Source organism: Candidatus Pantoea gossypiicola (assembly GCF_008632075.1).
GTDB lineage: Bacteria > Pseudomonadota > Gammaproteobacteria > Enterobacterales > Enterobacteriaceae > Pantoea > Pantoea gossypiicola.
The window spans coordinates 79,297-104,646 of the sequence record NZ_VWVM01000004.1; the positions used below are offsets into that span (position 1 = coordinate 79,297).

The 25,350-nt window shown below is 50.6% G+C and carries 23 protein-coding genes; 17 read left to right on the forward strand and 6 right to left on the reverse strand.

The window, feature by feature from the left end:
- Nucleotides 1-146 precede the first annotated feature (146 nt).
- Nucleotides 147-1,241: a sensor domain-containing diguanylate cyclase gene (locus F3I20_RS06600; protein WP_150037426.1), complete on the forward strand. Its 1,095-nt coding sequence runs from the start codon at nucleotides 147-149 to the stop codon at nucleotides 1,239-1,241.
- A gap of 36 nt (nucleotides 1,242-1,277) precedes the next feature.
- Here the strand turns inward: F3I20_RS06600 and map are convergent, their stop codons facing one another.
- Complete coding sequence (gene map, locus F3I20_RS06605) at nucleotides 1,278-2,063, reverse strand: type I methionyl aminopeptidase (RefSeq protein ID WP_150011633.1); 786 nt, start codon at nucleotides 2,061-2,063, stop codon at nucleotides 1,278-1,280.
- A complete protein-coding gene (locus F3I20_RS06610; RefSeq protein ID WP_150037425.1) occupies nucleotides 2,060-2,305 on the reverse strand; it encodes a ParD-like family protein in 246 nt (81 codons plus the stop codon). Before F3I20_RS06610 ends, map begins: the two co-directional genes overlap by 4 nt.
- A gap of 464 nt (nucleotides 2,306-2,769) precedes the next feature.
- On the opposite strand from F3I20_RS06610, the gene F3I20_RS06615 reads away from it, so the two are divergent.
- From F3I20_RS06615 to F3I20_RS06630, 4 genes are all read left to right on the forward strand, one after another.
- Nucleotides 2,770-3,918 carry an efflux RND transporter periplasmic adaptor subunit gene (locus F3I20_RS06615; protein ID WP_150037424.1) on the forward strand — a complete coding sequence of 383 codons (1,149 nt, stop codon included), beginning with the start codon at nucleotides 2,770-2,772 and terminating at the stop codon, nucleotides 3,916-3,918.
- A gap of 1 nt (nucleotide 3,919) precedes the next feature.
- A complete protein-coding gene (locus F3I20_RS06620; protein WP_150037423.1) occupies nucleotides 3,920-7,081 on the forward strand; it encodes an efflux RND transporter permease subunit in 3,162 nt (1,053 codons plus the stop codon).
- A complete protein-coding gene (locus F3I20_RS06625) occupies nucleotides 7,081-8,511 on the forward strand; it encodes an efflux transporter outer membrane subunit (protein WP_150037422.1) in 1,431 nt (476 codons plus the stop codon). The genes F3I20_RS06620 and F3I20_RS06625 overlap by 1 nt, the downstream gene beginning before the upstream one ends.
- 196 nt (nucleotides 8,512-8,707) lie before the next feature.
- The gene (locus F3I20_RS06630) at nucleotides 8,708-9,289 is read left to right on the forward strand and encodes a TetR/AcrR family transcriptional regulator (RefSeq protein WP_150037421.1); all 582 of its coding nucleotides are present in this window, start codon (nucleotides 8,708-8,710) and stop codon (nucleotides 9,287-9,289) included.
- A gap of 1 nt (nucleotide 9,290) precedes the next feature.
- Here the strand turns inward: F3I20_RS06630 and F3I20_RS06635 are convergent, their stop codons facing one another.
- Nucleotides 9,291-9,854, reverse strand: coding sequence for a TetR/AcrR family transcriptional regulator (locus tag F3I20_RS06635; RefSeq protein ID WP_150037420.1), 564 nt, complete (start codon nucleotides 9,852-9,854; stop codon nucleotides 9,291-9,293).
- 821 nt (nucleotides 9,855-10,675) lie between these two features.
- Here F3I20_RS06635 and F3I20_RS06645 point away from each other — a divergent pair.
- On the forward strand, nucleotides 10,676-11,356 hold the full coding sequence (locus F3I20_RS06645) for an SOS response-associated peptidase family protein (RefSeq protein WP_150011627.1): 681 nt from the start codon (nucleotides 10,676-10,678) through the stop codon (nucleotides 11,354-11,356).
- A 157-nt stretch (nucleotides 11,357-11,513) separates the two neighbouring features.
- Here F3I20_RS06645 and F3I20_RS06650 read toward each other — a convergent pair whose 3' ends face one another.
- The gene (locus F3I20_RS06650) at nucleotides 11,514-12,707 is read right to left on the reverse strand and encodes an EAL domain-containing protein (protein ID WP_150019463.1); all 1,194 of its coding nucleotides are present in this window, start codon (nucleotides 12,705-12,707) and stop codon (nucleotides 11,514-11,516) included.
- A gap of 530 nt (nucleotides 12,708-13,237) precedes the next feature.
- Between F3I20_RS06650 and F3I20_RS06655 the strand changes: the two genes are divergently transcribed.
- The 5 genes from F3I20_RS06655 (at nucleotide 13,238) to F3I20_RS06675 (ending at nucleotide 19,390) form a co-directional block, all read left to right on the forward strand.
- On the forward strand, nucleotides 13,238-14,194 hold the full coding sequence (locus tag F3I20_RS06655; RefSeq protein WP_150011623.1) for a D-2-hydroxyacid dehydrogenase family protein: 957 nt from the start codon (nucleotides 13,238-13,240) through the stop codon (nucleotides 14,192-14,194).
- Between the two features lie 385 nt (nucleotides 14,195-14,579).
- Nucleotides 14,580-16,151, forward strand: a complete 1,572-nt coding sequence (locus F3I20_RS06660) for a methyl-accepting chemotaxis protein (RefSeq protein ID WP_150037418.1) — start codon at nucleotides 14,580-14,582, stop codon at nucleotides 16,149-16,151.
- A gap of 415 nt (nucleotides 16,152-16,566) precedes the next feature.
- The gene (locus F3I20_RS06665; protein ID WP_150011619.1) at nucleotides 16,567-17,115 is read left to right on the forward strand and encodes a GNAT family N-acetyltransferase; all 549 of its coding nucleotides are present in this window, start codon (nucleotides 16,567-16,569) and stop codon (nucleotides 17,113-17,115) included.
- Between the two features lie 118 nt (nucleotides 17,116-17,233).
- Nucleotides 17,234-18,658: an alpha,alpha-trehalose-phosphate synthase (UDP-forming) gene (locus F3I20_RS06670; protein ID WP_150011617.1), complete on the forward strand. Its 1,425-nt coding sequence runs from the start codon at nucleotides 17,234-17,236 to the stop codon at nucleotides 18,656-18,658.
- Nucleotides 18,659-18,916: 258 nt separating this feature from the next.
- On the forward strand, nucleotides 18,917-19,390 hold the full coding sequence (locus tag F3I20_RS06675) for an NUDIX hydrolase (RefSeq protein WP_150011615.1): 474 nt from the start codon (nucleotides 18,917-18,919) through the stop codon (nucleotides 19,388-19,390).
- Between the two features lie 181 nt (nucleotides 19,391-19,571).
- Here F3I20_RS06675 and F3I20_RS06680 read toward each other — a convergent pair whose 3' ends face one another.
- Complete coding sequence (locus F3I20_RS06680; protein WP_150011613.1) at nucleotides 19,572-19,919, reverse strand: hypothetical protein; 348 nt, start codon at nucleotides 19,917-19,919, stop codon at nucleotides 19,572-19,574.
- A 693-nt stretch (nucleotides 19,920-20,612) separates the two neighbouring features.
- Between F3I20_RS06680 and cybB the strand changes: the two genes are divergently transcribed.
- Both cybB and F3I20_RS06690 read left to right on the forward strand, forming a co-directional pair.
- On the forward strand, nucleotides 20,613-21,137 hold the full coding sequence (gene cybB / locus F3I20_RS06685) for a cytochrome b561 (protein ID WP_150011611.1): 525 nt from the start codon (nucleotides 20,613-20,615) through the stop codon (nucleotides 21,135-21,137).
- Between the two features lie 85 nt (nucleotides 21,138-21,222).
- Complete coding sequence (locus F3I20_RS06690; protein WP_150011609.1) at nucleotides 21,223-21,573, forward strand: DUF3147 family protein; 351 nt, start codon at nucleotides 21,223-21,225, stop codon at nucleotides 21,571-21,573.
- Between the two features lie 96 nt (nucleotides 21,574-21,669).
- On the opposite strand, the gene F3I20_RS06695 is transcribed toward F3I20_RS06690, so the two are convergent.
- On the reverse strand, nucleotides 21,670-21,873 hold the full coding sequence (locus F3I20_RS06695) for a hypothetical protein (protein ID WP_150011607.1): 204 nt from the start codon (nucleotides 21,871-21,873) through the stop codon (nucleotides 21,670-21,672).
- A 214-nt stretch (nucleotides 21,874-22,087) separates the two neighbouring features.
- On the opposite strand from F3I20_RS06695, the gene F3I20_RS06700 reads away from it, so the two are divergent.
- The 4 genes from F3I20_RS06700 to fetB all read left to right on the forward strand — a co-directional run bounded on the left by F3I20_RS06700 (nucleotide 22,088) and on the right by fetB (nucleotide 24,995).
- The gene (locus tag F3I20_RS06700; RefSeq protein ID WP_255467305.1) at nucleotides 22,088-22,654 is read left to right on the forward strand and encodes a DUF1345 domain-containing protein; all 567 of its coding nucleotides are present in this window, start codon (nucleotides 22,088-22,090) and stop codon (nucleotides 22,652-22,654) included.
- Between the two features lie 145 nt (nucleotides 22,655-22,799).
- A complete protein-coding gene (locus F3I20_RS06705; RefSeq protein WP_190285929.1) occupies nucleotides 22,800-23,273 on the forward strand; it encodes a hypothetical protein in 474 nt (157 codons plus the stop codon).
- A gap of 287 nt (nucleotides 23,274-23,560) precedes the next feature.
- The gene (gene fetA / locus F3I20_RS06710; protein WP_150011603.1) at nucleotides 23,561-24,229 is read left to right on the forward strand and encodes an iron efflux ABC transporter ATP-binding subunit FetA; all 669 of its coding nucleotides are present in this window, start codon (nucleotides 23,561-23,563) and stop codon (nucleotides 24,227-24,229) included.
- A complete protein-coding gene (gene fetB, locus F3I20_RS06715; protein ID WP_150011601.1) occupies nucleotides 24,216-24,995 on the forward strand; it encodes an iron efflux ABC transporter permease subunit FetB in 780 nt (259 codons plus the stop codon). The genes fetA and fetB overlap by 14 nt, the downstream gene beginning before the upstream one ends.
- Nucleotides 24,996-25,350: the final 355 nt, after the last annotated feature.

The following is a 25,350-nucleotide window of genomic DNA, read 5'->3' on the forward strand; positions in this document are numbered from 1 at the left end:
ATTTTCCGCCACAGCTTCTCTCCGAATAAACATCATTACAGCCTGTTTAATTAACCAACATGCAATAAGAACTTTCTGTAAAAACTTTTATCTTATTTAACTTAATGCCGATAAACTGCGTTATCCGTCACTGCTTCAGTTCACCTATGAATTATTACACTCCCGATGATGTTCAACTGAAGCGCCGCTCGACGCGATTTGTGCGACGTATGTTCATGATGCGCCAGCTCGGCACCGTTCTCTGTTTTCTGCCTATTCTGTCCGTTCTGATGGAGATGGGAAAAAGCATGGAACTTTGTGCTCTTCTCTTTACGAATGCCTTTATCTGGCCATATGCCGCATACAGAATGGCGTTACGGTCACGCGACTCTACCGGTTTTGAGCGTAAGAATCTGACACTGGATGCCGCTTTTGGCGGCGTCTGGGTTGCTGTGATGGCCATGAGTCCCTTGCCCTCAATTATTATCATGGCAGTGCTGATTTCCGATCGCTATTCGGCAGGCGGCTGGGTCCAGCTGAAATCTGCGCTGCAGGCCTTTCTGTTTGCCTTTGTGATGGTCTGGTCAGCGGAAAAAGCTCCGCTGGTGCTGACGTTCAGTACCCGAACCGTCTGGCTGACACTGCCGCTGGCCAGCCTGTATCTGCTGGCACTCAGCGTGGTGTCACACAATCTGACGCTGAATCTGCGGCAGAAGAACCGCGAACTGGAACGGATCGCGCTGATGGATCCGGGCCTGAAAATCCCTAATCGTCGACTGTTTGAGCGCCGGCTGGAAAGTGAGTTTTTGCGTACGCAGCGAGGCGAGGGCAAAGCCTGGTTAATGCTGCTGGATGTCGACCACTTTAAACAGGTTAACGATAACTATGGGCATGAAGCGGGTGACTTTCTGCTTACTGAGATTTCAGCACTGCTGCGTGACAGCGTCGGCCTGAAAGATGTGCCCGCCCGCTTTGGGGGTGATGAGTTATGTGTAATCGTACGGGATGCGGATGAAACCAGCATCCTGCAGCTGGCAGAACAGATCAGACAGGGAATTGCCCTGTTGCGGCTGCCAGCGTCATCCACCTTACAGTGCTCGGTGAGTATCGGGATTGCAGCAGCACGTGATGCCGCATCGATTCATGAGTGGCTGAGATGTGCTGATGAGGCGCTTTATCAGGTGAAGCGCGCAGGTCGCAACAATGTGCAGATATGGCATTCAGACTCGCTGAGCATACTCAGTGCAGTCAGGAGCAAATGAAGAAGTCAGCCTGAGACGCGTTCTCAGGCTGAGTGATCAAATCGCCGGGCAGTCGCCCGTGCCTTCAGGCCACGGTGTCAGCAGATCGAAACCCTTTTCGGTGACGGCGACGGTATGTTCCCACTGCGCCGAGAGCGAGCGATCTTTGGTAACGACCGTCCAGCCATCAGACAGCACGCTGGTTCCGGCTTTACCGGCATTAATCATTGGTTCTATGGTGAAGATCATACCCGCCCTCAGTGGCATCCCTTCGCCCGGCGTGCCGTAATGCAGCACCTGCGGATCGGTGTGATAAATCTCACCCACGCCATGCCCGCAATATTCACGCACTACTGAGAAACCGGCAGCTTCTGCAACACGCTGAATTGCCGCGCCCACATCGCCCAGCGTCGCGCCTGGGCGGACCGTTTTGATTCCCGCCACCATCGATTGATAGGTGATCTCGACCAGACGCTTTGCACGGACTGATGGCGTGCCGACAAAGTACATCCGGCTGGTATCGCCATACCAGCCATCCTTAATAACTGCCACATCGATATTAACGATATCGCCGTCCTTAAGCTTTTTGCTGGCTGGTATACCGTGGCACACAACGTGATTGACCGACGTGCAGGTCGTGCGAGTATAGCCTTGATAGCCGATATTCGCGGGCGTCACCTTGAGTTCATTCACAATGAAGTCGTGACAGATATCATCCAGTTCTTCGGTGGTAATGCCCGGGCGAACGTGCGGTGTAATCATCGCCAGTACCTGAGCCGCAGCTTGCCCGGCTGCTCGCGCCATCTCAATCTCTGCGGCGGTATGAATCTTTACGGTGTTCATGACACGTCTCCTTGTGTGATGAGGCTCTCTTTATGAAGCATATTGCGGATATCAGCACTGCCGTCCAGTTCAAGCCGAATCAACATCTGCGCCAGCTGGTGTTGGGTCTGCTGCGGATAAAGTTCAGCCAGCATGCCGAGTTTAAGCCAGTGTTCTGCCTGTGCATTAATTGAGCGGCTCATCGCCTGGCTGGCGATGCGCAGATTTTCATGCATCAGGTCGGAGATTTTTACGATACCCATATGAGCCTTATATGAAACGTATATGTTTCGTATAGCATAACGCGTGCGAGCCAATTTGCAAAGCGATGAAATATTTATCTGCCTGAATCGGCTCAGGAACCACTAACGCCTCTGCCAGCTGGGACGCCTTAACTGAAAACCGAGAAAGTTATTCATCACGGAAAAGATTCTTTAGCGGATATCAGTGCTGTAAAAAATTGCCCATAACTGGCCTCATCAGGTCCTGCATCCGACTTTTTATAAATGATGGGTCTGCCTGCCTGGTCGAAGCCAGCGTCACACGCTAAGTCCGTGGAGGATGCCGCTCAACGTCTGGTCATCCGTGCGTTGGCCTGACACCTGACAATTAATAAAAGCCAGATTCACATATTTTCGGACATCCTTCTTTTCGTTTTGCTGACATACATTTTGGTGCTGATTAATTAAACTGCATGCTGAGAATGAACGTTCATTACAGGGCTTTTATGAGAAAATTTCAGCGCAGTATCATCGCCGGACTTGTGATGATTGTGGCGGCCTGCGATCAACATAGTCAGCAGCCAGATGGAAACATGACCGCAGAAGTCGGTGTGAAAACATTGCAAACCGAATCTGTGACGCTGGAGAGCCAGCTGGCTGGGCGCGTAACGGGCAGTATGACGTCAGATGTCAGGCCCCAGGTGGATGGCATCATCCAGAAACGCCTGTTTGCAGAGGGTGATGAAGTCAAAGCCGGGCAGATTCTTTACCAGATCGACCCCGCCAGCTATCAGGCCAGTTACGATCAGGCCCTGGCACAGCTGAAAAATGCTCAGGCGCTGGTGAAAAGCAGTAAATTAAAAGCTGAACGCTATGCTGTGCTGGTCAAAGAGAATGGCGTTTCACGGCAGGATGCGGATGATGCCCAGGCAACGTATCAGCAGAACGTCGCTTCTGTTGACCAGTATCGCGCTGCCGTGGAAAGTGCACGTATCAATCTGAACTACACCCAAATTAAAGCGCCGATCAGTGGTCGTATTGGCATCTCATCGGTGACGCCTGGTGCACTGGTCACCGCCAGCCAGACTTCTGCACTGGCAACGATACGCGCGCTCGATCCCATCTACGTCGATCTCACCCAATCCAGTGTGCAACTGCTGAAACTGAAGCGCCAGCAGGCGTCGCTGCAGCAGAGTGCCGATGCCGTTCCCGTGACGGTGAATCTGGAAGATGGTACTGCCTATGAGCATCCCGGAAAGCTGGAGCTGACCGAAGTCTCAGTGGATGAAGCCACGGGTACAGTAACGCTGCGCGCGATCTTCCCGAATCCGCAGCATGAACTACTGCCTGGCATGTACGTTCGCGCCAGCGTCACCAATGGCGTACAAAGCGATGCAATTCTGGCACCGCAGCAGGGAATTACCCGGGATGCGAAAGGCAACGCCACTGCGCTGGTGGTTGATAACGATAGCAAAGTTGAAAGCCGGGACGTTGTAGCCGACCGTGTGATTGGCAACAAATGGCTGATTACCTCAGGACTGAACCGGGGTGACAAGCTGATTGTGGAAGGCACCGCTAAAGTTCAGCCGGGCATGCGCGTCAAAGCTGTTGAAGTGAAGCCAGGCGCTAAAGCCGCAACCAGCGAGGGCAAATGATATGCTGGCTCAGTTCTTTATTCGTCGTCCGGTTTTCGCCTGGGTAATCGCCCTGTGCATCATGATGTTCGGCATCCTGAGCATTAACAGCCTGCCGGTGGCGCAATATCCGGATGTGGCACCGCCGCAAATCAGTATTCAGGCAACCTATACCGGTGCCTCTGCTGAAACGCTGGAGAGCAGCGTGACTCAGGTCATAGAACAGCAGCTTACCGGGCTGGATGGGTTGCTCTATTTCGATGCCACCAGCACTGCTTCCACCGGCCAGGTCAAAATCAACGTCACCTTCCAGCAGGGAACCGACCCGGATATTGCGCAGGTTCAGGTGCAGAATAAGGTTCAGCAGGCCGAGAGCCGCCTGCCGACCGCAGTCACGTCACAGGGTGTGACCGTACAGAAAGCGCAGAGTGACTTTCTGCTGATCATGGCGCTTTACGATAAAACTAATAAAAGCAGCTCATCAGATGTCGCCGACTATATGGTGAGTAATATGGAAGATAGCCTGGCGCGTGTGCCGGGAGTAGGTAGCGTTCAGGTATTCGGTGCTGAATATGCGATGCGTATCTGGCTCGATCCCGCCAGGCTGACTTCCTTTTCTCTGATGCCTTCCGACGTCACAACGGCACTTGAGAGTCAGAACACGCAGGTCTCCTCGGGACAGTTAGGGGCACAACCCGCGAGCAAAGAGCAACAGCTGGTGGCAACGGTCCGTTCACGATCCCGACTGCAAACCCCTGAACAGTTCCGCAACATCGTACTGAAAAGCCAGGCGGATGGGTCAGTGGTACGACTGAGTGATGTCGCACGTGTTGAGATGGGCAATGAAGATTACAGTTCTAACGTTCTGGCGAACGGTCATCCTGCATCCGGTATTGCCGTGCAGCTGGCGTCAGGTGCCAATGCACTCTCAACCGCCGAGCAGGTGAAAGCGAAAATTAATGCGTTCCGCAGCACTATGCCTGCGGGTTATGAGATCGCTTATCCGCTCGACAGCACCGATTTCGTTAAAATCTCCATTGAAGAAGTGGTGAAAACGCTCATCGAAGCGGTGATCTTAGTGGTCATCGTGATGTTTGTTTTCCTGCAAAACATCCGTACTACGCTCATCCCGGCGATTGCTGTCCCGGTCGTGCTGCTGGGCACCTTTGGTGTGTTGTCCCTTTTTGGCTACTCGATTAATACCCTCACCATGTTCGGGATGGTGCTGGCCATCGGCTTACTGGTTGATGACGCGATCGTCGTGGTTGAAAACGTCGAACGTGTGATGCGTGAGGAGGGCTTACCCCCGCGTCAGGCGACTGAAAAATCGATGAAAGAGATTACCGGTGCGTTGATTGGTATCGCGATGGTGCTCTCAGCCGTGTTCCTGCCTATGACCTTTTTCAGCGGTTCGACGGGTGTGATCTATCGTCAGTTTTCAATCACCATTGTTTCATCGATGGTGCTGTCGGTGATTGTGGCGCTGACGCTGACGCCCGCACTCTGTGCCACCCTGCTCAAACCGCATAATCACGAAAGCGGCAGCACGGGCTTCTTCGGCTGGTTTAATAGCAGCTATGAAAGAGTTCAGGCACGCTATCAGAATGGTGTTGGTTATGTTGTGAACAGTTCCGTTCGTTATCTGCTTCTGTATGGCGTGCTGTTGATTGGCTGTGCGGTGCTGTATATGCGCCTGCCTACGGGCTTCCTGCCTGTTGAAGACCAGGGTTACATCATGGTGCAGTATCAGCTTGCTCCTGGCGCCACGGAAAACCGGACAAGTGACGTGCGTCGTCAGGTTCAGCACTACTTTGCCACCCAGGAGAAGGATAACGTCAACGTCAGCATGCTTGTCAACGGCTTCAGTTTTGCGGGTAATGGTCAGAATGCCGGTATTGGCTTTATCGCGCTTAAGAACTGGAGTGAACGGGAAGGCAGCGAAAACAGTGCTGATGCTATTGCGGGCCGTGCGATGAAGGCGCTATCGGGCATTCGTGATGCGCAAATTTTTGTACTCACGCCCCCGCCGGTTTCTGGGCTGGGTCAGTCGAATGGCTTCACCTTTGAACTGCAGGCGCGTGGGGCGACCAGTCGCAACGAACTGCTTAAAATGCGCGATCAGCTGATTGCCGAGGCCAATAAAGATCCCGACCTCAGTGCCGTTCGCGCCAACTCACTGCCGAGCCTGCCGCAGCTGGACGTCGACATTGATGACGCTAAAGCCCAGTCGCTGGGTCTGACGATCAGCGATATTAACAGCACCTTAAGCGCGGCAATTGGAGGGAGCTACGTTAATGACTTCACCGACCGTGGTCGTGTGAAAAAAGTCTACATACAGGGGGAACAGCAGTTCCGCAGCAAGCCGGAAGATATTGATCAGTGGTATGTGCGCGGCACGGACAGCAGCAGTAACACCACGATGGTGCCGTTCTCATCCTTTGCCTCGATGAAGTGGGCGTATGGCCCGGATGTCCTGTCACGTTATAACGGCCTGGCGTCTTACGAAATTCAGGGTTCGCCGGCCTCCGGCAAAAGTTCGGGGGATGCTATCACCGCGATGGAAAAGCTGGTGGCGAAGTTACCCGCAGGAAACACCTTTGCATGGAGTGGCCTCTCGTATCAGGAAAAACTCTCTGGCAATCAGGCAATGTCGCTCTATGGCATCTCACTGATTGTGGTGTTCCTGTGCCTTGCTGCTCTGTATGAGAGCTGGTCTGTGCCCTTTTCGGTCATGATGGTGGTGCCATTAGGCGTCATTGGTTCGCTTCTGGCGACAACGCTGCGCGGACTGGAAAACGACGTTTATTTCCAGGTCGCGTTGCTCACTATCATCGGACTCTCGGCGAAGAACGCCATTCTTATCGTGGAATTTGCTGAAGAGCAATATCGCAAAGGAGAGAATCTGGTCAGGGCCGCGACGCATGCAGCAACGATGCGTTTGCGTCCGATCATTATGACCTCACTGGCCTTTACTGCAGGGGTACTGCCGCTGGCTATCTCGACAGGCGCGGGCGCGAACAGTCGTATCGCCATTGGTACCGGTATTATTGGCGGGACCTTAACCGCGACGCTGCTGGCCATCTTCTTTGTCCCGCTGTTCTTTGTTCTGGTCCGCCGTCTGTTTCCGGCCAAACCGCATGAGGAAACACAGTCTTCAGAATCCGCAGTAAGGGTTAAGGAATAATGACAATGTCTGCAAAATGTTTAGCGGTATTTTTTCCCTGCTTCCTTACGGGATGTGTTTCGCTCGATCCGCATTATGCACGCCCTGATAATGCCGTCGTTGCCGCAACACCGAGCGGGGAGGCTTACCGCAACCTGCAACAGAACGCGATTAATTATCGTGATGTGGGCTGGCAGGATTATGTGCAGGATCCCCGGCTTCGTCAGGTTGTCGCAATGGCTCTGGACAATAGCCGCGACCTGCGGGAAGCCGTGGCAAATGTGAAGTCTGCGCATGCACAATATGGTGAGCAGCGATCTAATCTCTTTCCCACGCTCAGCGCTGATGTGAGTGGAACCCGCTCTCGTACGCTGACAGGAGAGGGTAATCAGACTGCGCTGGGCAACAGTTACTCTGCTGAAGGGAGTGTCAGTTCATTTGAACTGGATCTGTTTGGCAAAAATCAAAGCCTGTCTCGCCAGGAGTATGAAACCTATCTTGGCACACTGGAAGGGGCGCGAAGTACGCGCCTGACCTTACTTTATAACACGGTAGATTACTGGTTACAGCTGGCGGCCGATCGCAGCAATCTTGAGATTGCGAAAGAGACAGCAGAGAGTACGCGGCAGTCACTGGAGGTGACACGTAAACGTCTGCAAAATGGCGTGGCTTCAATGGTGGATGTTGCTTCAGCAGAAACCACATATCAGTCTGCACAGTCGGATGTGGCCAGCTATACCACCAGCGTGGCGCAGGATAAGAATGCCCTGGACCTGGTTGTGGGTAAAAGCGTGCCTGATAATCTGCTGCCGCAAAATATCGAATCTGTTGGTCAGGCATTGCGTGACGTGCCAGCGGGTGTTTCATCCGAAGCCCTGATTAATCGTCCTGATGTCTTGCAGGCTGAGCATAATCTGAAGGCAGCAAATGCCAATATCGGTGCGGCGCGTGCAAATTTCTTCCCGAGCATCTCATTGACGGCGAGCGGTGGCGTCGGCAGTTCCGATCTCTCATCACTGTTTAATAACGGGCCAGGCATCTGGTCTTTTGCGCCTAGCATCTCGCTGCCGATCTTTAAAGGTGGCTATAACGTTTCTTACCTGAACTACACCAAAGCGCAGAAAGAGTATTATGTGGCAGCGTATGAAAAGGCGGTGCAAACCGCTTTTCAGGAAGTCGCAGATGCTCTGGCTCGTAAGGGCACCATTACAGATCAGCTAAACAGCCAGCGCAACAATGTTGCTGCTTCACAGACTTATTATCATCTGGCCGATCTGCGTTATCAGAACGGAGTGGACACGTATCTGAATGCGTTAACCGCTCAGCGTACGCTTTATACCGCCAGAACCAGTCTGGTCAGCGCTGAGCAGGCGTACTATCAGAATCTGAATACGTTTTACAAGGTGATGGGCGGCGGTACGGCGTTGCAGGAATCGCAACTGAAAATGTAAAGACAGGGTGCGCATTCAGGCGGAAATGCGCACCCTGGTTAAGACGTAGTCTCAGCGTAAATTTCAGGAGATGAGAGGGTGAAATGATAATATTTCATGCCTGAATTTCCGGCTGATATGTTCTCGCACTCCTGCCTCGGTTATCATTGAAGAATGAATATCAGGGCTAGTGTGACGTCAGTTAACAGGAGGTGATTTGAGCAGGTCAGACAGTGAGGTTTTCCTGCAGCAGCGTCAGCAGCAGATAATTTCGGCAGCGAAAAACTGTTTCAGTCGTTCTGGTTTTCATGGTGCCAGCATGGCTGATATAAGCCATGAGTCAGGTCTGGGTGCCGGGCAGATTTATCGCTATTACAGTAGCAAAGAAGTCATTGTCAGTGAGACGATAAAAAGTATCGCAGAAAGCTGGCGAATGTTTTTACTCAAAAACCTCCAGTTAGAAACCACCATCTCAAATATCATCGATACGGAATCTGACTTCTGGCGGGACTGGTCTTTCAGAGAACGTTGTTTACTGCTGGAAATGTATTCAGAGGCATCTCGTAACAAATCAGTTCGCGCGTTGCTTGTACATGAAGAACAATTGCTTTTTACGGAGCTGGAAGCAATTTTTAAGCGGCAAATGCCAGCAGCGACCCCTGAAGAGCGTAGTGACCGTATTCAGTTTTTGCTGATGCTGGTGGATGGTGTGGCCTGTCGTACGTTTGGCGATAAACACCTTAATCAGCAGGAGTTAGCGCGGATTAACACCCTGCTCGCCGGCTATCTTTTCTCCTGAGTCAGGCGACACCGTTCTGATTAATGTCATGACTGATGACATCCAGGAATGACATCACGCTGCCATCGATTTCACGCTGTTTCATATAGCGGCGAATAGTCATCCCGTCTATGATCAGTGACATAATATACAGGCGTGTCTGGATAATCTCAGCATCCAGCGACGGATTAAGCGCCTGCTCCTGAATAATAAAGTTCTCTTTCAAAGTCTGCCAGGCATCGTAAATAATCTGACGGATCCGCTCATTACGTGTGGCTTCTGCAGATATATCAATAAGCAATACAATGCTTTTTTCAACGTCGACTGACACAACGCCGTGCGCAGAATGGGCGACTTTACCTGCATGAGTAAGATTGTCGAGAGCATCTTTGAGTGAATCAATCATCCGTTGCACCACGTTTTTAATCAGTGCTTCGATAATCGCTTCTTTATTTTTATAATATTTATAAATGAGACCGACGCTGACATTTGCCTGTCGGGCTATATTCTGAATCGAAGTCTGATAAAAGCCTTTCTGTCGCATGCAGTATTCTGCTGCCTCAAGAATTTCCTTGCTACGATTCATACCAACACCTACATTATAAAAATATTACTCTACCTCCTTTCACTTAGCATGGCTATACATCGACGTTCCCGGCTCCCGCATGGCCTGCCGCTATCCGCATGTCCACGTTTCGCTCAGAGTCTGATAATCAGCAGAAACCGGCCATTGCGACGATGCGATCAATACGCCTTAAGTCAGCTCTGCTTCAGGCATTAACCCCGGAAAAGCGAATGCCGGTGGTGAATGTGATTTAGCTGTGACCACTCTGACGTAGTCGTTTACTCCGGTATGCTCTCCATTCATCCCAGCATTTATCAGGGTTGATATCAAAGTATCCGCGGCATTCCGCCATTGTAAAAGCAATATCGCGCGCCACTTCGATACAGGTGGCACTATCCCTGATACGGCTGACTTCCTCCTCTGTAAGCGGGCTTCCTTTCTCATTCTCTTTGTTCAACAAGAGTGGAATGAGAGCTGGTATATAAACGAGGCTCATTAGCTATTTTCCTGATGATTAAATATCGCGCTGTGACTAATAACCGAAATCACACCACTCCTTAATGACGGGCTGTACATTGCAGTTTCTCAGTAACATCGATTCAACGTCGTTCTTCTTACGACAGGATCGCAATCGATAATTGCTTCCGGGGCAGAGAGGCAAGTTTGTGTAACCTGACTGGCTTGTCAGCAACAAAGGTAAACACGTCGTAGCCCTTTTTATTCGGTTCTCTTCGTATCCTTTACTACATTCTCGACAGCTGGGGCGATATCTTCAGCCAGAAAGTTGATATTTTGATCATGACTTAATCAACACAGGTCTATCCTTAAGCCAGGAGGTGCCTATGTGTGGACGGTTTGCGCAGTACAGTAGCCGAGACGATTACTTTGACTCTCTGGGACTGAAGCCCGATGAAATCATTTATGATCCGGAGCCGATAGGGCGTTTCAACGTTGCGCCAGGCACCAACGTGCTGCTGCTCAATGAGCGGGATGATGAATTTCACCTGGACCCGGTTTACTGGGGTTACGGTCCTGAGTGGTGGAATAAGCAGCCGCTAATCAATGCCCGGAGTGAAACAGCTCCAACCGGCCGTATGTTTAAGCCGCTATGGGAGCAGGGACGTGCCATTGTTCCCGCCGATGGCTGGTACGAGTGGAAGCGTGAGGGTGACAGGAAACAGCCCTATTTTATTCACCATAAAGCGAATCAACCGCTGTTTTTCGCCGCTATCGGCAGGGCACCTTACGGTAAAGACCATGGACATGAGGGATTTGTTATCGTCACTGCGGCGAGCAACAAAGGGATGGTTGATATCCATGACCGCCGTCCACTGGTTTTACGGGCGGACGCGGTATGCGAATGGCTCAGTGTTGAAACCTCATCCCAGCGGGCGCAGGACATTGCCCATGAAGCCGCATTACCCGAAAAGGATTTCACCTGGCATCCTGTTTCAGCCAATGTCGGGAACATCCATAATCAGGGCGAGACGCTTATTAAAGAGATAAATCCTGAAGGCACATGAAGCGCAGGTGCAGATACACAACGCATTCGGCAATGTTGAGCGTTACTGATTGTCATCATCCTGAAAAAATGCTCAGCTTAATGGCATTTGCGATCGCTCATCTTCACACCAAATACACAAAAGCCCAGTAAATCTTTGGCCTCATCTTCTACCCGGGTCACCATGACCAGATCGGACGACCCGTCGGGTAACACAACCTCGTATCGCTCATCTTCACACCAAATACACAAAAGCCCAGTAAATCTTTGGCCTCATCTTCTACCCGGGTCACCATGACCAGATCGGACGACCCGTCGGGTAACACAACCTCGTAAGGTGGATAAGGGAGTCCTTTCAATCTGAATTCCTGCAGCCAGAGTAATTTTTCCGCCTGTGACGGAATAACTTCATAAATATATTTATGGATAAGATCCTGCGGAGCCCAGCCGACGCGTTCGGCAAACGTGTCGCTGGCATCCACGATCACCAATTCCGGATTAAGAAAACATATTGACGTGCCGGGAATGGCATACATGGATGAAATCTGATGTGCTCGCTGATCGAGGGAAAGACGCGCAACCCGTCGCAGAGATCCCTTATGCGGTATCGCATTGAGCATCCGGCAGCTTTCCGCTCCTGAAACAGGCTTCCCGAACAAATAGCCCTGCGCATAGAGGCAACCTATCCCCCGTAGCATTTCAGCCTGTTCTTCGGTTTCAACGCCCTCCGCGATCACATCCATATCAAGACTCCGGCCCAGACCGACGACGCTGGAAATGATTTTGCGACTGTCCTTTTTGTGCAGCATGGAGCGAATAAAACTGCTGTCAATTTTAAGCGTGTTAACCGGTAACTGAATCAGCCAGGCGAGGCTGGAATAGCCTGTTCCAAAATCATCCATTGCGATTGTACAGCCCATACCTGACAGGGCTTCAATCTCTGTCCGGGCGGTATTGATATCATTTAACAGGGCTGTTTCAGTGATCTCAATCTTCAACCTTGCAAGATCGAACTGAAATTCCCTGGCTGTATGTCTTATCGTTTCAGTGAGATACCTGCCATCAAGCTGCGAAGGAGAAACATTCATCGATAAAAACTGCTGTTCAGGCCATGTGGCAGCAATTTTGAAACCCTGCACCATAAGACTGAGCATTAATTCGTCGAGCAGACCACTTCGCTCCATAGCAGGAATGAAGTCAGAAGGAGGCGTAACGATCCCCTCCGGAGATATGTGCCGCGCGAGCATCTCAAACCCCATCACGCGCAAATCCTCCAGAGAAACTATAGGCTGAAAAAACGGGTGAAACTCGCCCAGCTTAATGCGCTGCCGCAAAAGTTCGCGCGTTTCATCATTTTCCACACCTGGTTTCATTTCATTCCCGTCAATACATGATTTTCAGCCTGTTAACAAAAATGTCTCTGCAATTCAGGCTTTATAAGCTCAGCGAACTCTGTCGACAGTCGCCTACTGGTTTAATCTTTTTTTCAGCATAATCATTATGATAACCAGTTTTATAGACGGCTTATCTGAACGCTTTCTTACTGTTTACTTCGGCAATCTTTTATTATATTTACTGTGTGTTCATATAGTATGCTGACGAGTAAGACTACTTACTCACTATCGTTATCGGCGTCGGATTACTTTTCATTACATCGTAATAGCATGACATCGATACGGGTATCGTCCCCCATTCAAAATGGTCGCTTAGCTTATAGCAGATCAATAAGGTTTTAGCAGGAAAAGTTACCCATCATCGTTTTGATCTTAAATCAGGTAAATAACGACACAGGCTGACAATGAATATTAGCAAAGGTAATGAGTTCCAAAGTCGTAAAATTAATAAACGTTTCAATTAATGAAGTTTAAATGTGTGCACAACTGTTAAATAATGAGGTTTCTTAATGACCATTCATATCGTTATTCCAGATGATTATCAGTTTGCCACTCAAAAACTGGATTTTCTCCATAGTGATAACAACTTTCACTGCGCTGCAATGGGCGATCTCAGCAGGGATCCGATGGCAGATGAACAGCTGTCATCGGCTGAAGCATTAATACTTATCCGCGAAAGGACTGTCATTGACGAAGCCTTTTTGCGACGCACGCCAAATCTTAAATTGATCAGTCAGACGGGTAAGCTGGCGAGAAATGTCGACATTGATGCCTGTACACGGGCAGGTGTTGCTCTTGTGGAAGGGAGTGGTTCTCCGGTTGCTCCTGCGGAGTTAACCTGGCTGTTGATCATGGCATCCCGCCGAAAATTTGTCTCGTCGGTGAAAGCAATGGCCGAAGGGCACTGGCAAACAGAAATCGGCTCGGCGGTTCACAATCAGGTCATCGGCATACTGGGATATGGAAAAATTGGTAAGCGTCTTGCGTCCTATGCTGCCGTTTTTGGTATGCAGGTGCAGGTATGGGGAAGTCTGCGAGCCCAGGAAGAGGCGCGTGCTGATGGATGGACGGTGCCCGAAAGCCGCGAGCAATTTTTCGCTACGAGCGATGTAATAACCGTGCATCAGCGGCTGGTGGCTGCGACACAAGGCAACATCACGGCAAACGATCTCGCGCTGATGAAAACGGATGCGTTATTCGTGAATACCAGCCGTGCTGAGCTGGTTTATGACGGCGCGTTGCAGAATGCCCTGAAACAGGGACGACCTGGATTTGCGGCGCTGGATGTTTACGAAGATGAACCGATCTACAACAGCCGGCATCCATACCTGCAGATGCCGAACGTGCTTTGTACGCCGCACCTGGGATATGTTGAAAAGGACAGCTATGCGCTCTATTTCAGAACGGCGTTTGATAATGTAGTGCGTTATTTCAGCGGTGACAGGTCGCATGTGATTAATTTCTGACTCCTTTGAGAGACTTCAGGGTGTAACTTTTTCAGAAGTTGCCAGTTCAGGGCCAGATAAATAAGCAAGTAACAGAATCAAAGGCATAATGCGCCAGAGTGCTATCCTCACACTTTACACACACCTTTTGGGTAAAACTGCATACTTTACCTCGCAAAAAGAGGTGGAAGATCTTTCACGTCTCTGGCGCTCAGTCATACTAAAACTCACTCTCTTATGGCATCCCTCATCTATTGATAGTCCCCTCCCCAGAAATTATTGCGCCTCGCATGCTTCCTGACTGCAATTTCCTTGCTTGCTGCCGATAAAGAGGGAAGGGACCAGCGAGCCACAGGTGTGGAACGTCGGTAATAACTTAATAAATCAGACGTCGGAGCGCTCAGCGATGAGCAATAAAAAAACAAAATTAAGCGTTATGCTCACCGCAGCATTTCTCACTGTCATCTTAGCGGGCGTTTTCGTAACAGGCTTTGCCGGGTTTAAACTTAATACCGCCAGCGAACAGCAGGCATTGACCCGCGCGCGCCTTGGCGATCTTCAGGTGCTTCAGACGTTAAAAGACAACCTGACTCAGCAGGCGCTTCTTTTAGTCACTGCGGCTGCTGGCACGCAGCCACAGACAGAGGAAAAACTTAAAACACAGTTTTTTGCATTACAGACCGCGAATGACAATACCACTGCGCATTTCCGGGGGCTAATCAACGGCGCTAAAAGCATTCCCGGAATTAATCTTGCTGAAGTTGAAGAGGCTTCCACGCAACTCAATAAAATTGAAGTAGCAACAGGTCCGCTTCGTCAGGCAGAGCAGAATCTGTTTACGCAAGATGCTATTGCGTTACAGGATAAGCTCCGGAGCGAACTGATTCCTGCGCTTACTCAATATCGTATCGCAGTGGACGGCATGGTAAATTATCAGGCGCGGGTTACAGGTAAAACGGTGGAAACGTCAACGCAGGCGCTCTCGGGTGTTTATGTAACGCTGGCTGTTCTGACAACTCTGTTTGTAATGTTGGGATTTGTGATGAGTGGCCTGATTACCCGCTGGCTCAAGGTTCAGCTGGGTGGCGAACCTTCTCATGCTCAGGGTCTGGCTGCCGCCATTGCGGCAGGAGATCTGACAACGACGGTGACACTTCGTCAGGGGGATACCGCAAGCATGATGGCGTCCCTGGATAGCATGCAAAATAATCTGCGCAACCTGGTCTCCCATATCAAAGACTCCTCCGCTTCGGTAGCGATGGCTGCTGAAGAAATTTCCCAGGGCAATACAGAGCTTTCCTCCCGTACAGAGCAGCAGGCTGCCGCGTTACAGGAAACTGCTGCCAGTATCGAACAGCTCACCGTCACGGTAAAAAGCAATGCAGCGGGGGCGCAGCAGACTGCTGACTCTGCCCGCGAAACTGCGGCCCTGGCGCGGTCAGGTGAGCAGGATATGCAGCGGATGTCAGAGACGATGAATGATATTTCCAAAAGCGCAGTGAAAGTCCGCGATATTACCGCCGTTATCGAAGGGATAGCCTTTCAGACCAATATTCTTGCGCTTAACGCTGCGGTTGAAGCTGCTCGTGCCGGCGAACAGGGGCGGGGTTTTGCCGTCGTTGCCGGTGAAGTCAGGACGCTTGCTCAGCGCAGCGCTACGGCTGCCAGAGACATCAAACATCTGATTGAAGAAGCGGTAGCACAGGTCGAAAGTGGTGTTGTTGTCGCAACCGGAACAGGCAAGAGCATCCTTGATATCAATGCTATGGTTGGAAAACTGGCCGACGCGATGGACAACATCTCACTTGCCTCAGCAGAGCAGATGCAGGGCATTTCTCAGGTCAGTATTGCAGTCAATGAGATGGATGGCGTCACGCAGAATAATGCTGCACTGGTCGAAGAATCTTCTTCGGCATCACAGTCACTTTCAGCCCAGGCACATTCGTTACGTGAAGCAGTGAATGCCTTTCGTCTGTAAGCGTCATGTATTGCGTTCACACTCATTAAAGCCCTCTATGAGAGGGCTTTTCTTCGGGAGAACATTCAGGACCGCTCAGAGAACTAAGCATCACTGTTAAGTAAAGTTATCATCCCCGACGCGTTTCCGTCAGTCGTCATTGCCTGAAAGCCTTTAGCGCCCTTTGTATCTGCCAGTTTCATCGGGCCTCACTGAACAGAAATTTTTGTTAAGAGAGGCAGATGCAGGCCAGTGCCCGGTTAGCTCGCCACCATCCAGCGCAGACTTTCGCGCCGTACTTGCCCGCTAATGCCCTATCGCCAGATGATTTGCAGCGTTTTTACACTTCCTCAGCCTCTTTTTACGCCATTTTTACGGGCCACCCGGTTTAATTGACGGCACCGGGCGCGTGCGCCTCTCTTCAGGAAAGCCGTAAATGAAATGCCTTAATAAGCCCTGGTCTATATCAGTTTGCCGCGAGGTGGCATTGGCCGATCTTGCTCGGCAGCAGCGCCTTCGCCTTATTTGGTCCCGCAAGTGGTTCCGGGATGCCATTGAGGCCAGTACCGATCCGTCGCTGCTGAACTATCGTCTGATTGCTCAATGGCTGGGCGCAACGATACCCGACAGCCGCGCGCTGATTCTGGCGCTCAACAACAGCCTGTGCTTCGGACTTTATCGAAATGGCCGACAAATCGGTTTTGCCCGGGTCGTCACTGACATGGCTGAAACCTGGGTGATCCGGAATCTGTTTATATCTCCCGAGTATCGCTTTGTCGGGCTTGGATCATGGCTGCTGCACTGCTGTCTTTCTCATCCTGGCACCAGAGGCTGCCGCCATATTGTTGCAATGGGTGAACCCGTGCCGGATTTTTTTGAACGCAACGGCTTTATCGCATGTCCCTCACTGCCCGGCATCTGGGTGACGGCTTCGCATGATGGAATTAATGACCCGATTTGCGCCAGAAGCGCCAGCAGCCATTAAGCCGGCAGGGCGCGCACTCATGAGCGGTTTTCTCCCGTTTATCCTCCGACCTCAGCTTAATAGCCGCAGGCTGCCAGGCTCGACTGCCTGTCCACAGCCTTCACTCAGGGAACACACCATGTCAGGCCTTATTCTTGTTTCACATAATCAATCGCAACGCTCGACGCTTACTGCAGTCTATGACGGGATACTCTCCCGGCAGGGCGGCCTCTGGATTAGCTGGAATGGTGAAAGCACAGTAATCTCTCAGGATGCGTCAAGACCCTGCGATGTGCAGCAGCACGATCAGTATGAAACCGTGACCTTCCCTTACACGCCGGGCGAGCTTAATGAGGGATATCACAATTATATTCATAAAGGTCTCTGGCCTGTTTTCCACCAGCGTCCTGACATGGCCCGTTTTTCCAGCAATGGATTTCAGGAATATAAAAACATTAATAAAGCCTATGCGCGGGCCATTTGCGAAAATTCCACACCAGACGATGTTATCTGGATTCAGGATTATCACCTGCTGGGCTGTGCCAGCTACATCCGCAAAGAGGGCTTGCCCAATTCAGTCGGTATCTTTCTGCATCAGCCTTTCCCGGCAGGCAGAATGTTTGAAACCATACCTGAGTGGCGCTGGTTCACTGACTCGCTGCTGTGTTGTGACCTGATTGGCTTTCAGACCGTGCAGGATATGAATAATTTCCTGGTCTGGCTGGAGAGTGAATTCCGGCTGGAGCAGCTGGAAGCGCACTGCTTCCGTATTCATGGCCGGATTATCAAAGTTGGTGTGTTCCCGGTCGGGATCGATCTCGACGATGTTGAGTCTCTGCGCGAGAGTAACAGTTGCGCCTTTATGGAAATGCAGTGCCGAGAAAGTCTGCCCGAAAATAGCGTACTGAGCGGCGGCCATCTTGATGAGAGTTCAGGACTGCCTTATCGAATCAGCACGATGGAAGTGTTACTGCGGAGGCATGATTGCTACCAGAAAAATATCACGCTGTTGCAGCTTGCGCCGCCGGCAGCCGGACATGCACATGATGCGTCACAACTCAGTCACACTCTGGAAGCGCTATGTGGAGAACTTAATGGTGTGCATGGCACCATGAACTGGTATCCGATGAACTATCTGACTCACGCTTACAGCCGGGAGGAGCAGGCCGGTATCTATCGTGCCTCACGCGTTGCGCTGGTCACGCCGCTGATGGCGGGCATGAGCCTGATGGCCAAAATGTACGTCGCGCTGCAGGACTCTAAAAATCCTGGGGTGCTTATCCTCTCCCAGTTTGCCGGTGCCGCCGGGCAGATGGAGGGTGCCATCATCGTCAATCCTTATGATCCTGATGCAATGGCCAGTGCGGTCCATCGCGCCCTGCAGATGCCGTTACACGAACGGCGGTGTCTGCATGCCCGTTTGATGAAAGGCCTGCATATGCACAATAGCCATTACTGGGCTGCGTCATTTTTGCGGATGCTGAACAATGTGCCTGAAGACCCGGAAGCGTTGCCGCCACCCGGGGCTTTTCTGCACCTGAGCAGTAGTCGGGCGAGGTACTGATTTTTCAGGTTCAGTCAGTACTGTATAAATCGGGTATGCTGGAATTGAAGAGCAGGGCAGATCAAGTTTTTATTCTGCATGTTCAGGTAATGATCTTTTAATCACTTTTTTTAAAAGGTACCTGCTATCCGCCACGAGCAGAAAGCAGGCATCCGATAAGGTCATAACAGCGAAAAAAGTTCTCAGGAGGAAACCAGGCTTGAATTATGTTTATCTGAATAGCGTAAACCGGTTTTAACCTTTAACTAAGGGGGAATTGTGCGCATTCGGCCGTCATCCCGACTCATTATTCTATCGCCTCAAAACCACGTGCTGCTGTTTAAGTTCTGTCATAAAAATGATGCGCTAAAGGGAAAATCATATTGGGCAACGCCAGGTGGAGGTCTTGAGCACAATGAATCCTATGAACAGGCGGCTTTGCGCGAATTATTTGAAGAAACCGGCCTGACAAGAGCCACAGCCGGATCGCAGATAGCGTCCCGGAGTTTCACAATGATGCTGCCAGATGGGGAGACCGTACTGGCTGAAGAACGATACTTTATTATTGATGCCGATAAGAGAGAACCTGACCACTCAGGCTGGAGTCGCAACGAAAAGGACGTTATTCGCGGTCATCATTGGTGGACGCTGGAAGAACTTAGAAGCGCAACAGAAACGATTTTTCCACGCGAACTCATCATTAACATTCTTGAGAACAAACTAACCGCCTCCTCAGCGTTGATCATATCGTGATGAGCTGAACATCTGCACCTGGCTATATCCTGATGCTGAGCATTGATAAGTGAGATCGTCCTCAGCACACAGCGCGAGTGTAAAAGGTGCAGCAACATTCAGGTGTTGTGTAGGGATGCGTGCTGTCAGGCCTGTCACTGACCACTGTAAAAAGCCCGCACCGCACGGACTTTAGCCTGCCTTACAATCCTACCAGCGTAATATGTTTCTTCATCGTCAGCGCTTTATATAGTGCATTCGCCAGGCTGCCTGACGCTATTTCAGGGTGAGCGCCGTCTGAATCGGTCCAGAATGATTTAATACGCAATAAGGTATTAATGCTGGTGACTCGCTCCATCTCAAGCACAGCCAGCACAGGGTGGCGCATTTCGCCGAGTTGCTCTGTGGTATCTGCCTCGATCACTGCGGCGCGGGAGGCCTGACTATCAAAGATAACGTGGCATCGTGCGCCGTTCAGGTTGAGTATGTCGATAACTTCGTAAAGGCACTCAACAGCCTCTGCACTGTAGGTTGCGGGTACGTTAAACATAGCAAATCCCTCTGACGCAAAATGTCGTGAGCAGCCAGCATAGGCGAACTCTAATGAGAGGAGAAGTTACTGTTTTTGCATGAGAAATGTAGAGTTCTAAGGTTACGGTAACGCGCGTTATTTTTACTCTTATTTACGCTGGCACTAAAGTTAAGCGAGGCGCAAGCGGGTCATGGCGGCAGGGCGCGGATTTGACTTAAAGAAACATTCGCGCAGGGCGGGCTAATCGTTCCAGTGCGGAGTGTATTTATGGCGGCACGCAGCGCGTCAGCTGCATGCTTTCGCGATTTTACAGGATGAACATTAGGTTAAGTTTAAGATTTATCGCTGTGTTAAATCATAAACTTCTTATACCCGCAGCGCTGAATGCTAAAGGCGTAATGAACTAAAAAGCCTGATTAGGCTTAGGGATTAACTGGATATTCTTACGCATGAAAATGAGCAGTGGGTCTGCAGGACAAGAGGAAGCGAATGCTGAGCGCCGCAGGCAATATGTCAGCGGCAGGCACCCTTAACCACAGGCTATCTCTGTGGCACGTAGCTGATCCTGCGTTGCGTTTGAGGCAGATTGGTTCTTATCAGCCTGTATAATTAAGCCGTGTTGCCTGTCATAACGCGCTAGTAAACGCCTAATACACATCTAATAATTAACGGGTATAGTGACGCAAAAAAACTCGTGACGGAAGTTTATCTATGCTGAATAAATACCGGGGTTCGCAAATTCTTTTCCACTGGCTGACGGTCTTACTGATTATCGTCGCCTACGCCACCATCGAACTGCGCTGGATGGCAGAGAAGGGAACCTGGCAGCGAAATGCGGTGATGATCACCCACTTTTCCGCAGGTTTCTGCGTCCTGATCCTGATGATAGCGCGCCTCTGGCTGCGTACCCGTTCTGTAACGCCGCCGATTACACCGCCCGTGGCACGCTGGCAGACAGGTCTTTCACATCTGGTGCACACGTTGATTTATGTGCTGTTTGTGGTTTTACCGGTTCTCGGGCTAAGTTCGCGTTACCTGCGTGGAAAAGAGTGGGCCCTGTTTGGGATCAATATGCCTGTGGCGACATCGCCCGATCCCGTCACGGCCAGTATGCTGATTGACTGGCACGAAACGCTGGCCCCGCTCGGATACTGGTTAATTGGTCTGCATGCGCTGGCGGCGCTGTTCCATCACTATTTTCTGAAAGATGACACCCTGCGCAGGATGATGCCGTAACTGCGTCTGCTGAAATCCCGGAGCGGGACGATCGTAAACGCTCCGGCACACAGGTGCCGGATGAACAGGAATATTGAGGACAATCATGCTCTGGCTGATATCAAAATATGCTATCACGGCTTTTATGATCGTGCTGATTTCAGAAGCGGCTAAACGTAGCGATCGCCTGGGTGGCTTACTTGCCGCCTTACCGCTGGTCACCGTGCTGGTGCTTATCTGGATGAAGATAGAAGGGCAGACACAGGCAAAAATCAGTGCTCATGCCTGGTACACCTTCTGGTATGTGGTGCCGACACTGCCCATGTTTATTCTGTTCCCCTTTCTCTATCAACGCACCGGCTTCTGGCTGACGCTGCTCATCTCCTGCGGTATCACTATCCTGCTTTTCGCACTCTGGGCTCTGCTTCTGAAACGTTTTGGTATCGTACTGATGTAGCGCTAAAGCCGCTCAGGTAAGCAAGTCGTCTTTATTCATGATCGCGTGCAATAATAAAACCGCCTCGCCGGGCGGTTAATTTCGTCTTACCGAGCACTACGCGGGCCGGACTCTGGCCTTCGTCGGATGCCCGTCACGCCCGTCATCATGGGTATGGTCCGGGTCAGGCTCAATGATAACAATGTAATCTTTGCCAACTCCGTCGCGCGTTAATGTCACTAAATCGCCGGCAACAGGCTTGGTATCAAAATCATGTTCCTCTTCGACGCCCGTATCTTCAAATATCACACCGAATTTCATATTTCCGTCCTCTTTTTGATGAGTCGCGCCGTTAACCCGGTTTTATGCTGACGCTTACCTGTGTAATTCTAGCCTGGCCTGAAAAAGCCACTTAGCTCAGTGGATTAGCGTGTCACGATCTGGAATGAAAAACGGGCGGGTGTCAGGTGACGCGAGGCCATCGTACGGTCACGTAATGCCGTCATTAATGCCGATGGCTTCGCGATTTTTCGCTGTGGCTAATATCTGGTTTCGCATGCTGCGTACCAATGCGACGGGTATTAAGCGCATTGCTCAACAGCAGGATCAGAGTGCTGCACTGGTGCTGGGCATTGTGATCGTGGCCTGTATCGTCAGCATAGTGGCCATACTAAGTGAACTCCCCACGCTTAAAGGTCTCACCGGCACGCCGAGACTGCTGCATTTGTTGCTGACGGCAATGACACTGATTGCATCCTGGGCCATGTTACCCAGCGCTTTTGCGATGCATTATGCCCATCAGCACTATCTTTACCGGGATAACAGCGTGAGTCCGCTGATCTTTCCGGATAAAACGAAAAATCCTGGCTACTGGGACTTTCTCTACTTTTCATTCACCATCGCGGTTGCGTCGCAAACGGCAGACGTCGCCACCGGAACAACAGAAATGCGTAAGCTGGCGTTATTGCAGTCTGTTATCTCATTTATTTTTAACCTGGCTATTCTGGGTTTATCGGTCAATGTTAGTGCCGGTTTGCTTAATCAGACTGTTTACATCAATCGACAGCGGGCAACGTTTACCCTGCACGAGCTTCTGAAATAATCTGGTCACTTATCGTGATTATAACAATGTGTAATAAGGTGTTATCTGCCTCTTCACCTGCTACCCGCTGCCATGTAAGTTCCGGGGAGTATTACGCTATTGTCCTCCAAATCCCATAAGGAGAAATAGAGTGAAAACCACCGCCATGGTCACCACCAGCCTGTTAATGCTGATGAGCAGTGTTCATGCTGAAGGTCTGACGACATCAGCAGAGGGTAACAAGCTTACCGTCGGCTTTGGTCAGCCCACCATCAAACAGGTTCTGCACTACCGAAAAATGTATGACAAAAAACCCTTTCCGGATGCGGAGATTTATTATTACGACAACGGCACCTATAAGATCATTTCTCAGGGAGAAAACCACTACGGTGTTTACGTCATGCAGGGCAGGTTTGATGATGAAACCTTCACCGTACGCTTTATCTCACTGCCTTCATCCGACTGGGGCAATAAAACGGCCTTTCACCAGTTAACCTTTATCAGAAATGAAAAGCAGAACGTTTTTATTCAGAACGCGATTGTGGATACCGGCGAAGCCATCGCGCAGCAGAACGGCACCTATACGCAGGAAAAAAACAGCGTAACCAATCCGGTTTCTACAAGCTGGGAAAACAAATAAGTCTCGTATAGCAGGTCTGTCACGCTGGTGCCGTTACCGGGCCTGACACGCTTGCTGTTTTGACCGGCTGTAGCCTGTCCGGTTACAGTTGCTCCCAAAAGATGAACAGCCGCAGTGTAATGCCTTATGCTTTCCCTCTTAGCCAGATGTCTCTGATGCGCCATTCCGTTTGCGTTTAAAGGCTGGGAAGTACACTACCGGTTATTAATCCGTGAGCCATAGCACCAGCTTTTTTCAGATACTAAACTCCATCCATTCTGAATTTTGTCAGGCCCCGAGGCGTAATTATGGACAAAGCTTTGCCCCTGCTGGATGCGCAGGATATTACTTTTTCAGTTGGGGACCGCCAGTTACTGCGACCGGTATCTTTGCAGGTCACTCAGGGCGATTACGTGTTACTGACCGGTCCATCCGGCAGCGGAAAAAGCACGTTTCTGAAAATCCTTGCTTCACTTATTACCCCGACTTCCGGACAAATTCTTTTCAGAAACAGAGATATCACCACGCTAAAAGCCGGGTCCTATCGTCAGCAGGTTTCGTACTGTTTTCAGACGCCACAACTGTTTGGCCAGTCGGTTTATGACAATCTTGCGCTGCCCTGGCAGATTCGCCGTCAGAAGCCTCAGCGGGAGACGCTCGTTGCTGCGCTGGAAAGCGTTAATCTTTCTCCGAACATGCTGGATAAACCGGTTGAACAACTTTCAGGCGGAGAAAAGCAGCGTGTGGGACTGCTCCGTAATCTGCAATTTATGCCTGACGTACTGTTACTGGATGAAGTGACCAGCGCTCTTGATGATGAGAACAGGCTGGCCGTACTTGCACTGATTAACCGGATCGTAGCTGAAGAAAAAGTGGCGGTGGTGCGGATCAGTCATGATGTCAGCGATATTCAGCAGGCCGGGCATGTGCTGCGCCTTGAGCCGCCAGAAAAGGAGAGTGAGCGTGAATCAGCATAATATCAGTGACAGCTCGCTGTTGCTGTCGCTGACGCTGGTCGTCATCGCGCTGCTTATCAGCCAGAAAGAAAAACTTGGCATGGGCAAAGATATTGTCTGGAGCGTTTGTCGGGCGATTGTTCAGCTGGTCATTGTGGGCTTTGTGCTGAAATCGATTTTTGATGTCAATAACAGCTGGCTGACAGTATTGATGGTGCTGTTTATCTGTGTGAATGCCGCGATCAACGCCCGCAAACGCGGTCAGAATATTGATAACGCTTTTGCGATAGCATTTGTTTCAGTCTTCAGCAGCACCGTCATAACCCTGACGATTCTGGTATTGAGCGGCGCGATAGCGTTTGTGCCGATGCAGGTCATTCCCATTTCAGGCATGATCGCCGGAAACGCCATGGTTGCCGTAGGGCTCTGTTTCAGCAACCTGAATCAGAGCTTCAGCGACAATCACCAGAAAATTATGGAGATGCTGAGCCTGGGTGCATCGGTGAAGCTTGCCTCAGGCCGGATTATTGCTGACAGCATTCGCACAGCGATGATCCCGACAGTGGATGCAGCCAAAACTGTCGGACTGGTCAGCCTGCCGGGCATGATGTCCGGACTGATTTTCGCCGGAATCGATCCGCTAAAGGCAATTAAGTACCAGATTATGGTGACGTTCATGCTGATAGGCACAGCCAGTCTGTCAACCATCATCGCCGTCTGGTTATCCTATCGTCGTTTCTATAATGCCAGGGCGCAGCTGAAGATATCGGGTGCAAAGCGGGATTAACAGCGCTGATGATGGTGGTAAATAGTGCAGTCATTGAAACCATCATTTTTTAAAATCAGAATTAAACATTTAAGCGTGCGGATGTGATCAGGACTAAGGGAGATATGGGTTGCCTCCGTTTAGTCTATTAAGATTGCTTTTATAAAGAACAGGGATTCTCCCGAAATGCTGAACTCATCGCGATGGGTCAGTCATTGAAATTAGTGACATCATACATGATGCCGTTTTTTCAGGAGCGTTCCAGGCGACATCCTGGCGGCTATATCGCCTGGAAGTAAGTCAGACGTCTGCAAATAGAGTTTAGCAGCCTGCCAAATTTAGTACTGTAGTGAAAATTATCTGGCCCAATTTACCT

Coding starts and splice junctions, on each gene's coding strand:
- F3I20_RS06600 (WP_150037426.1), top strand. CDS start 147: ATGAATTATTACACTCCCGATGATGTTCAACTGAAGCGCCGCTCGACG.
- map (WP_150011633.1), bottom strand. CDS start 2,063: ATGAACACCGTAAAGATTCATACCGCCGCAGAGATTGAGATGGCGCGA.
- F3I20_RS06610 (WP_150037425.1), bottom strand. CDS start 2,305: ATGGGTATCGTAAAAATCTCCGACCTGATGCATGAAAATCTGCGCATC.
- F3I20_RS06615 (WP_150037424.1), top strand. CDS start 2,770: ATGAGAAAATTTCAGCGCAGTATCATCGCCGGACTTGTGATGATTGTG.
- F3I20_RS06620 (WP_150037423.1), top strand. CDS start 3,920: ATGCTGGCTCAGTTCTTTATTCGTCGTCCGGTTTTCGCCTGGGTAATC.
- F3I20_RS06625 (WP_150037422.1), top strand. CDS start 7,081: ATGACAATGTCTGCAAAATGTTTAGCGGTATTTTTTCCCTGCTTCCTT.
- F3I20_RS06635 (WP_150037420.1), bottom strand. CDS start 9,854: ATGAATCGTAGCAAGGAAATTCTTGAGGCAGCAGAATACTGCATGCGA.
- F3I20_RS06645 (WP_150011627.1), top strand. CDS start 10,676: ATGTGTGGACGGTTTGCGCAGTACAGTAGCCGAGACGATTACTTTGAC.
- F3I20_RS06650 (WP_150019463.1), bottom strand. CDS start 12,707: ATGAAACCAGGTGTGGAAAATGATGAAACGCGCGAACTTTTGCGGCAG.
- F3I20_RS06655 (WP_150011623.1), top strand. CDS start 13,238: ATGACCATTCATATCGTTATTCCAGATGATTATCAGTTTGCCACTCAA.
- F3I20_RS06660 (WP_150037418.1), top strand. CDS start 14,580: ATGAGCAATAAAAAAACAAAATTAAGCGTTATGCTCACCGCAGCATTT.
- F3I20_RS06665 (WP_150011619.1), top strand. CDS start 16,567: ATGAAATGCCTTAATAAGCCCTGGTCTATATCAGTTTGCCGCGAGGTG.
- F3I20_RS06670 (WP_150011617.1), top strand. CDS start 17,234: ATGTCAGGCCTTATTCTTGTTTCACATAATCAATCGCAACGCTCGACG.
- F3I20_RS06680 (WP_150011613.1), bottom strand. CDS start 19,919: ATGTTTAACGTACCCGCAACCTACAGTGCAGAGGCTGTTGAGTGCCTT.
- cybB (WP_150011611.1), top strand. CDS start 20,613: ATGCTGAATAAATACCGGGGTTCGCAAATTCTTTTCCACTGGCTGACG.
- F3I20_RS06690 (WP_150011609.1), top strand. CDS start 21,223: ATGCTCTGGCTGATATCAAAATATGCTATCACGGCTTTTATGATCGTG.
- F3I20_RS06695 (WP_150011607.1), bottom strand. CDS start 21,873: ATGAAATTCGGTGTGATATTTGAAGATACGGGCGTCGAAGAGGAACAT.
- F3I20_RS06705 (WP_190285929.1), top strand. CDS start 22,800: ATGGTCACCACCAGCCTGTTAATGCTGATGAGCAGTGTTCATGCTGAA.
- fetA (WP_150011603.1), top strand. CDS start 23,561: ATGGACAAAGCTTTGCCCCTGCTGGATGCGCAGGATATTACTTTTTCA.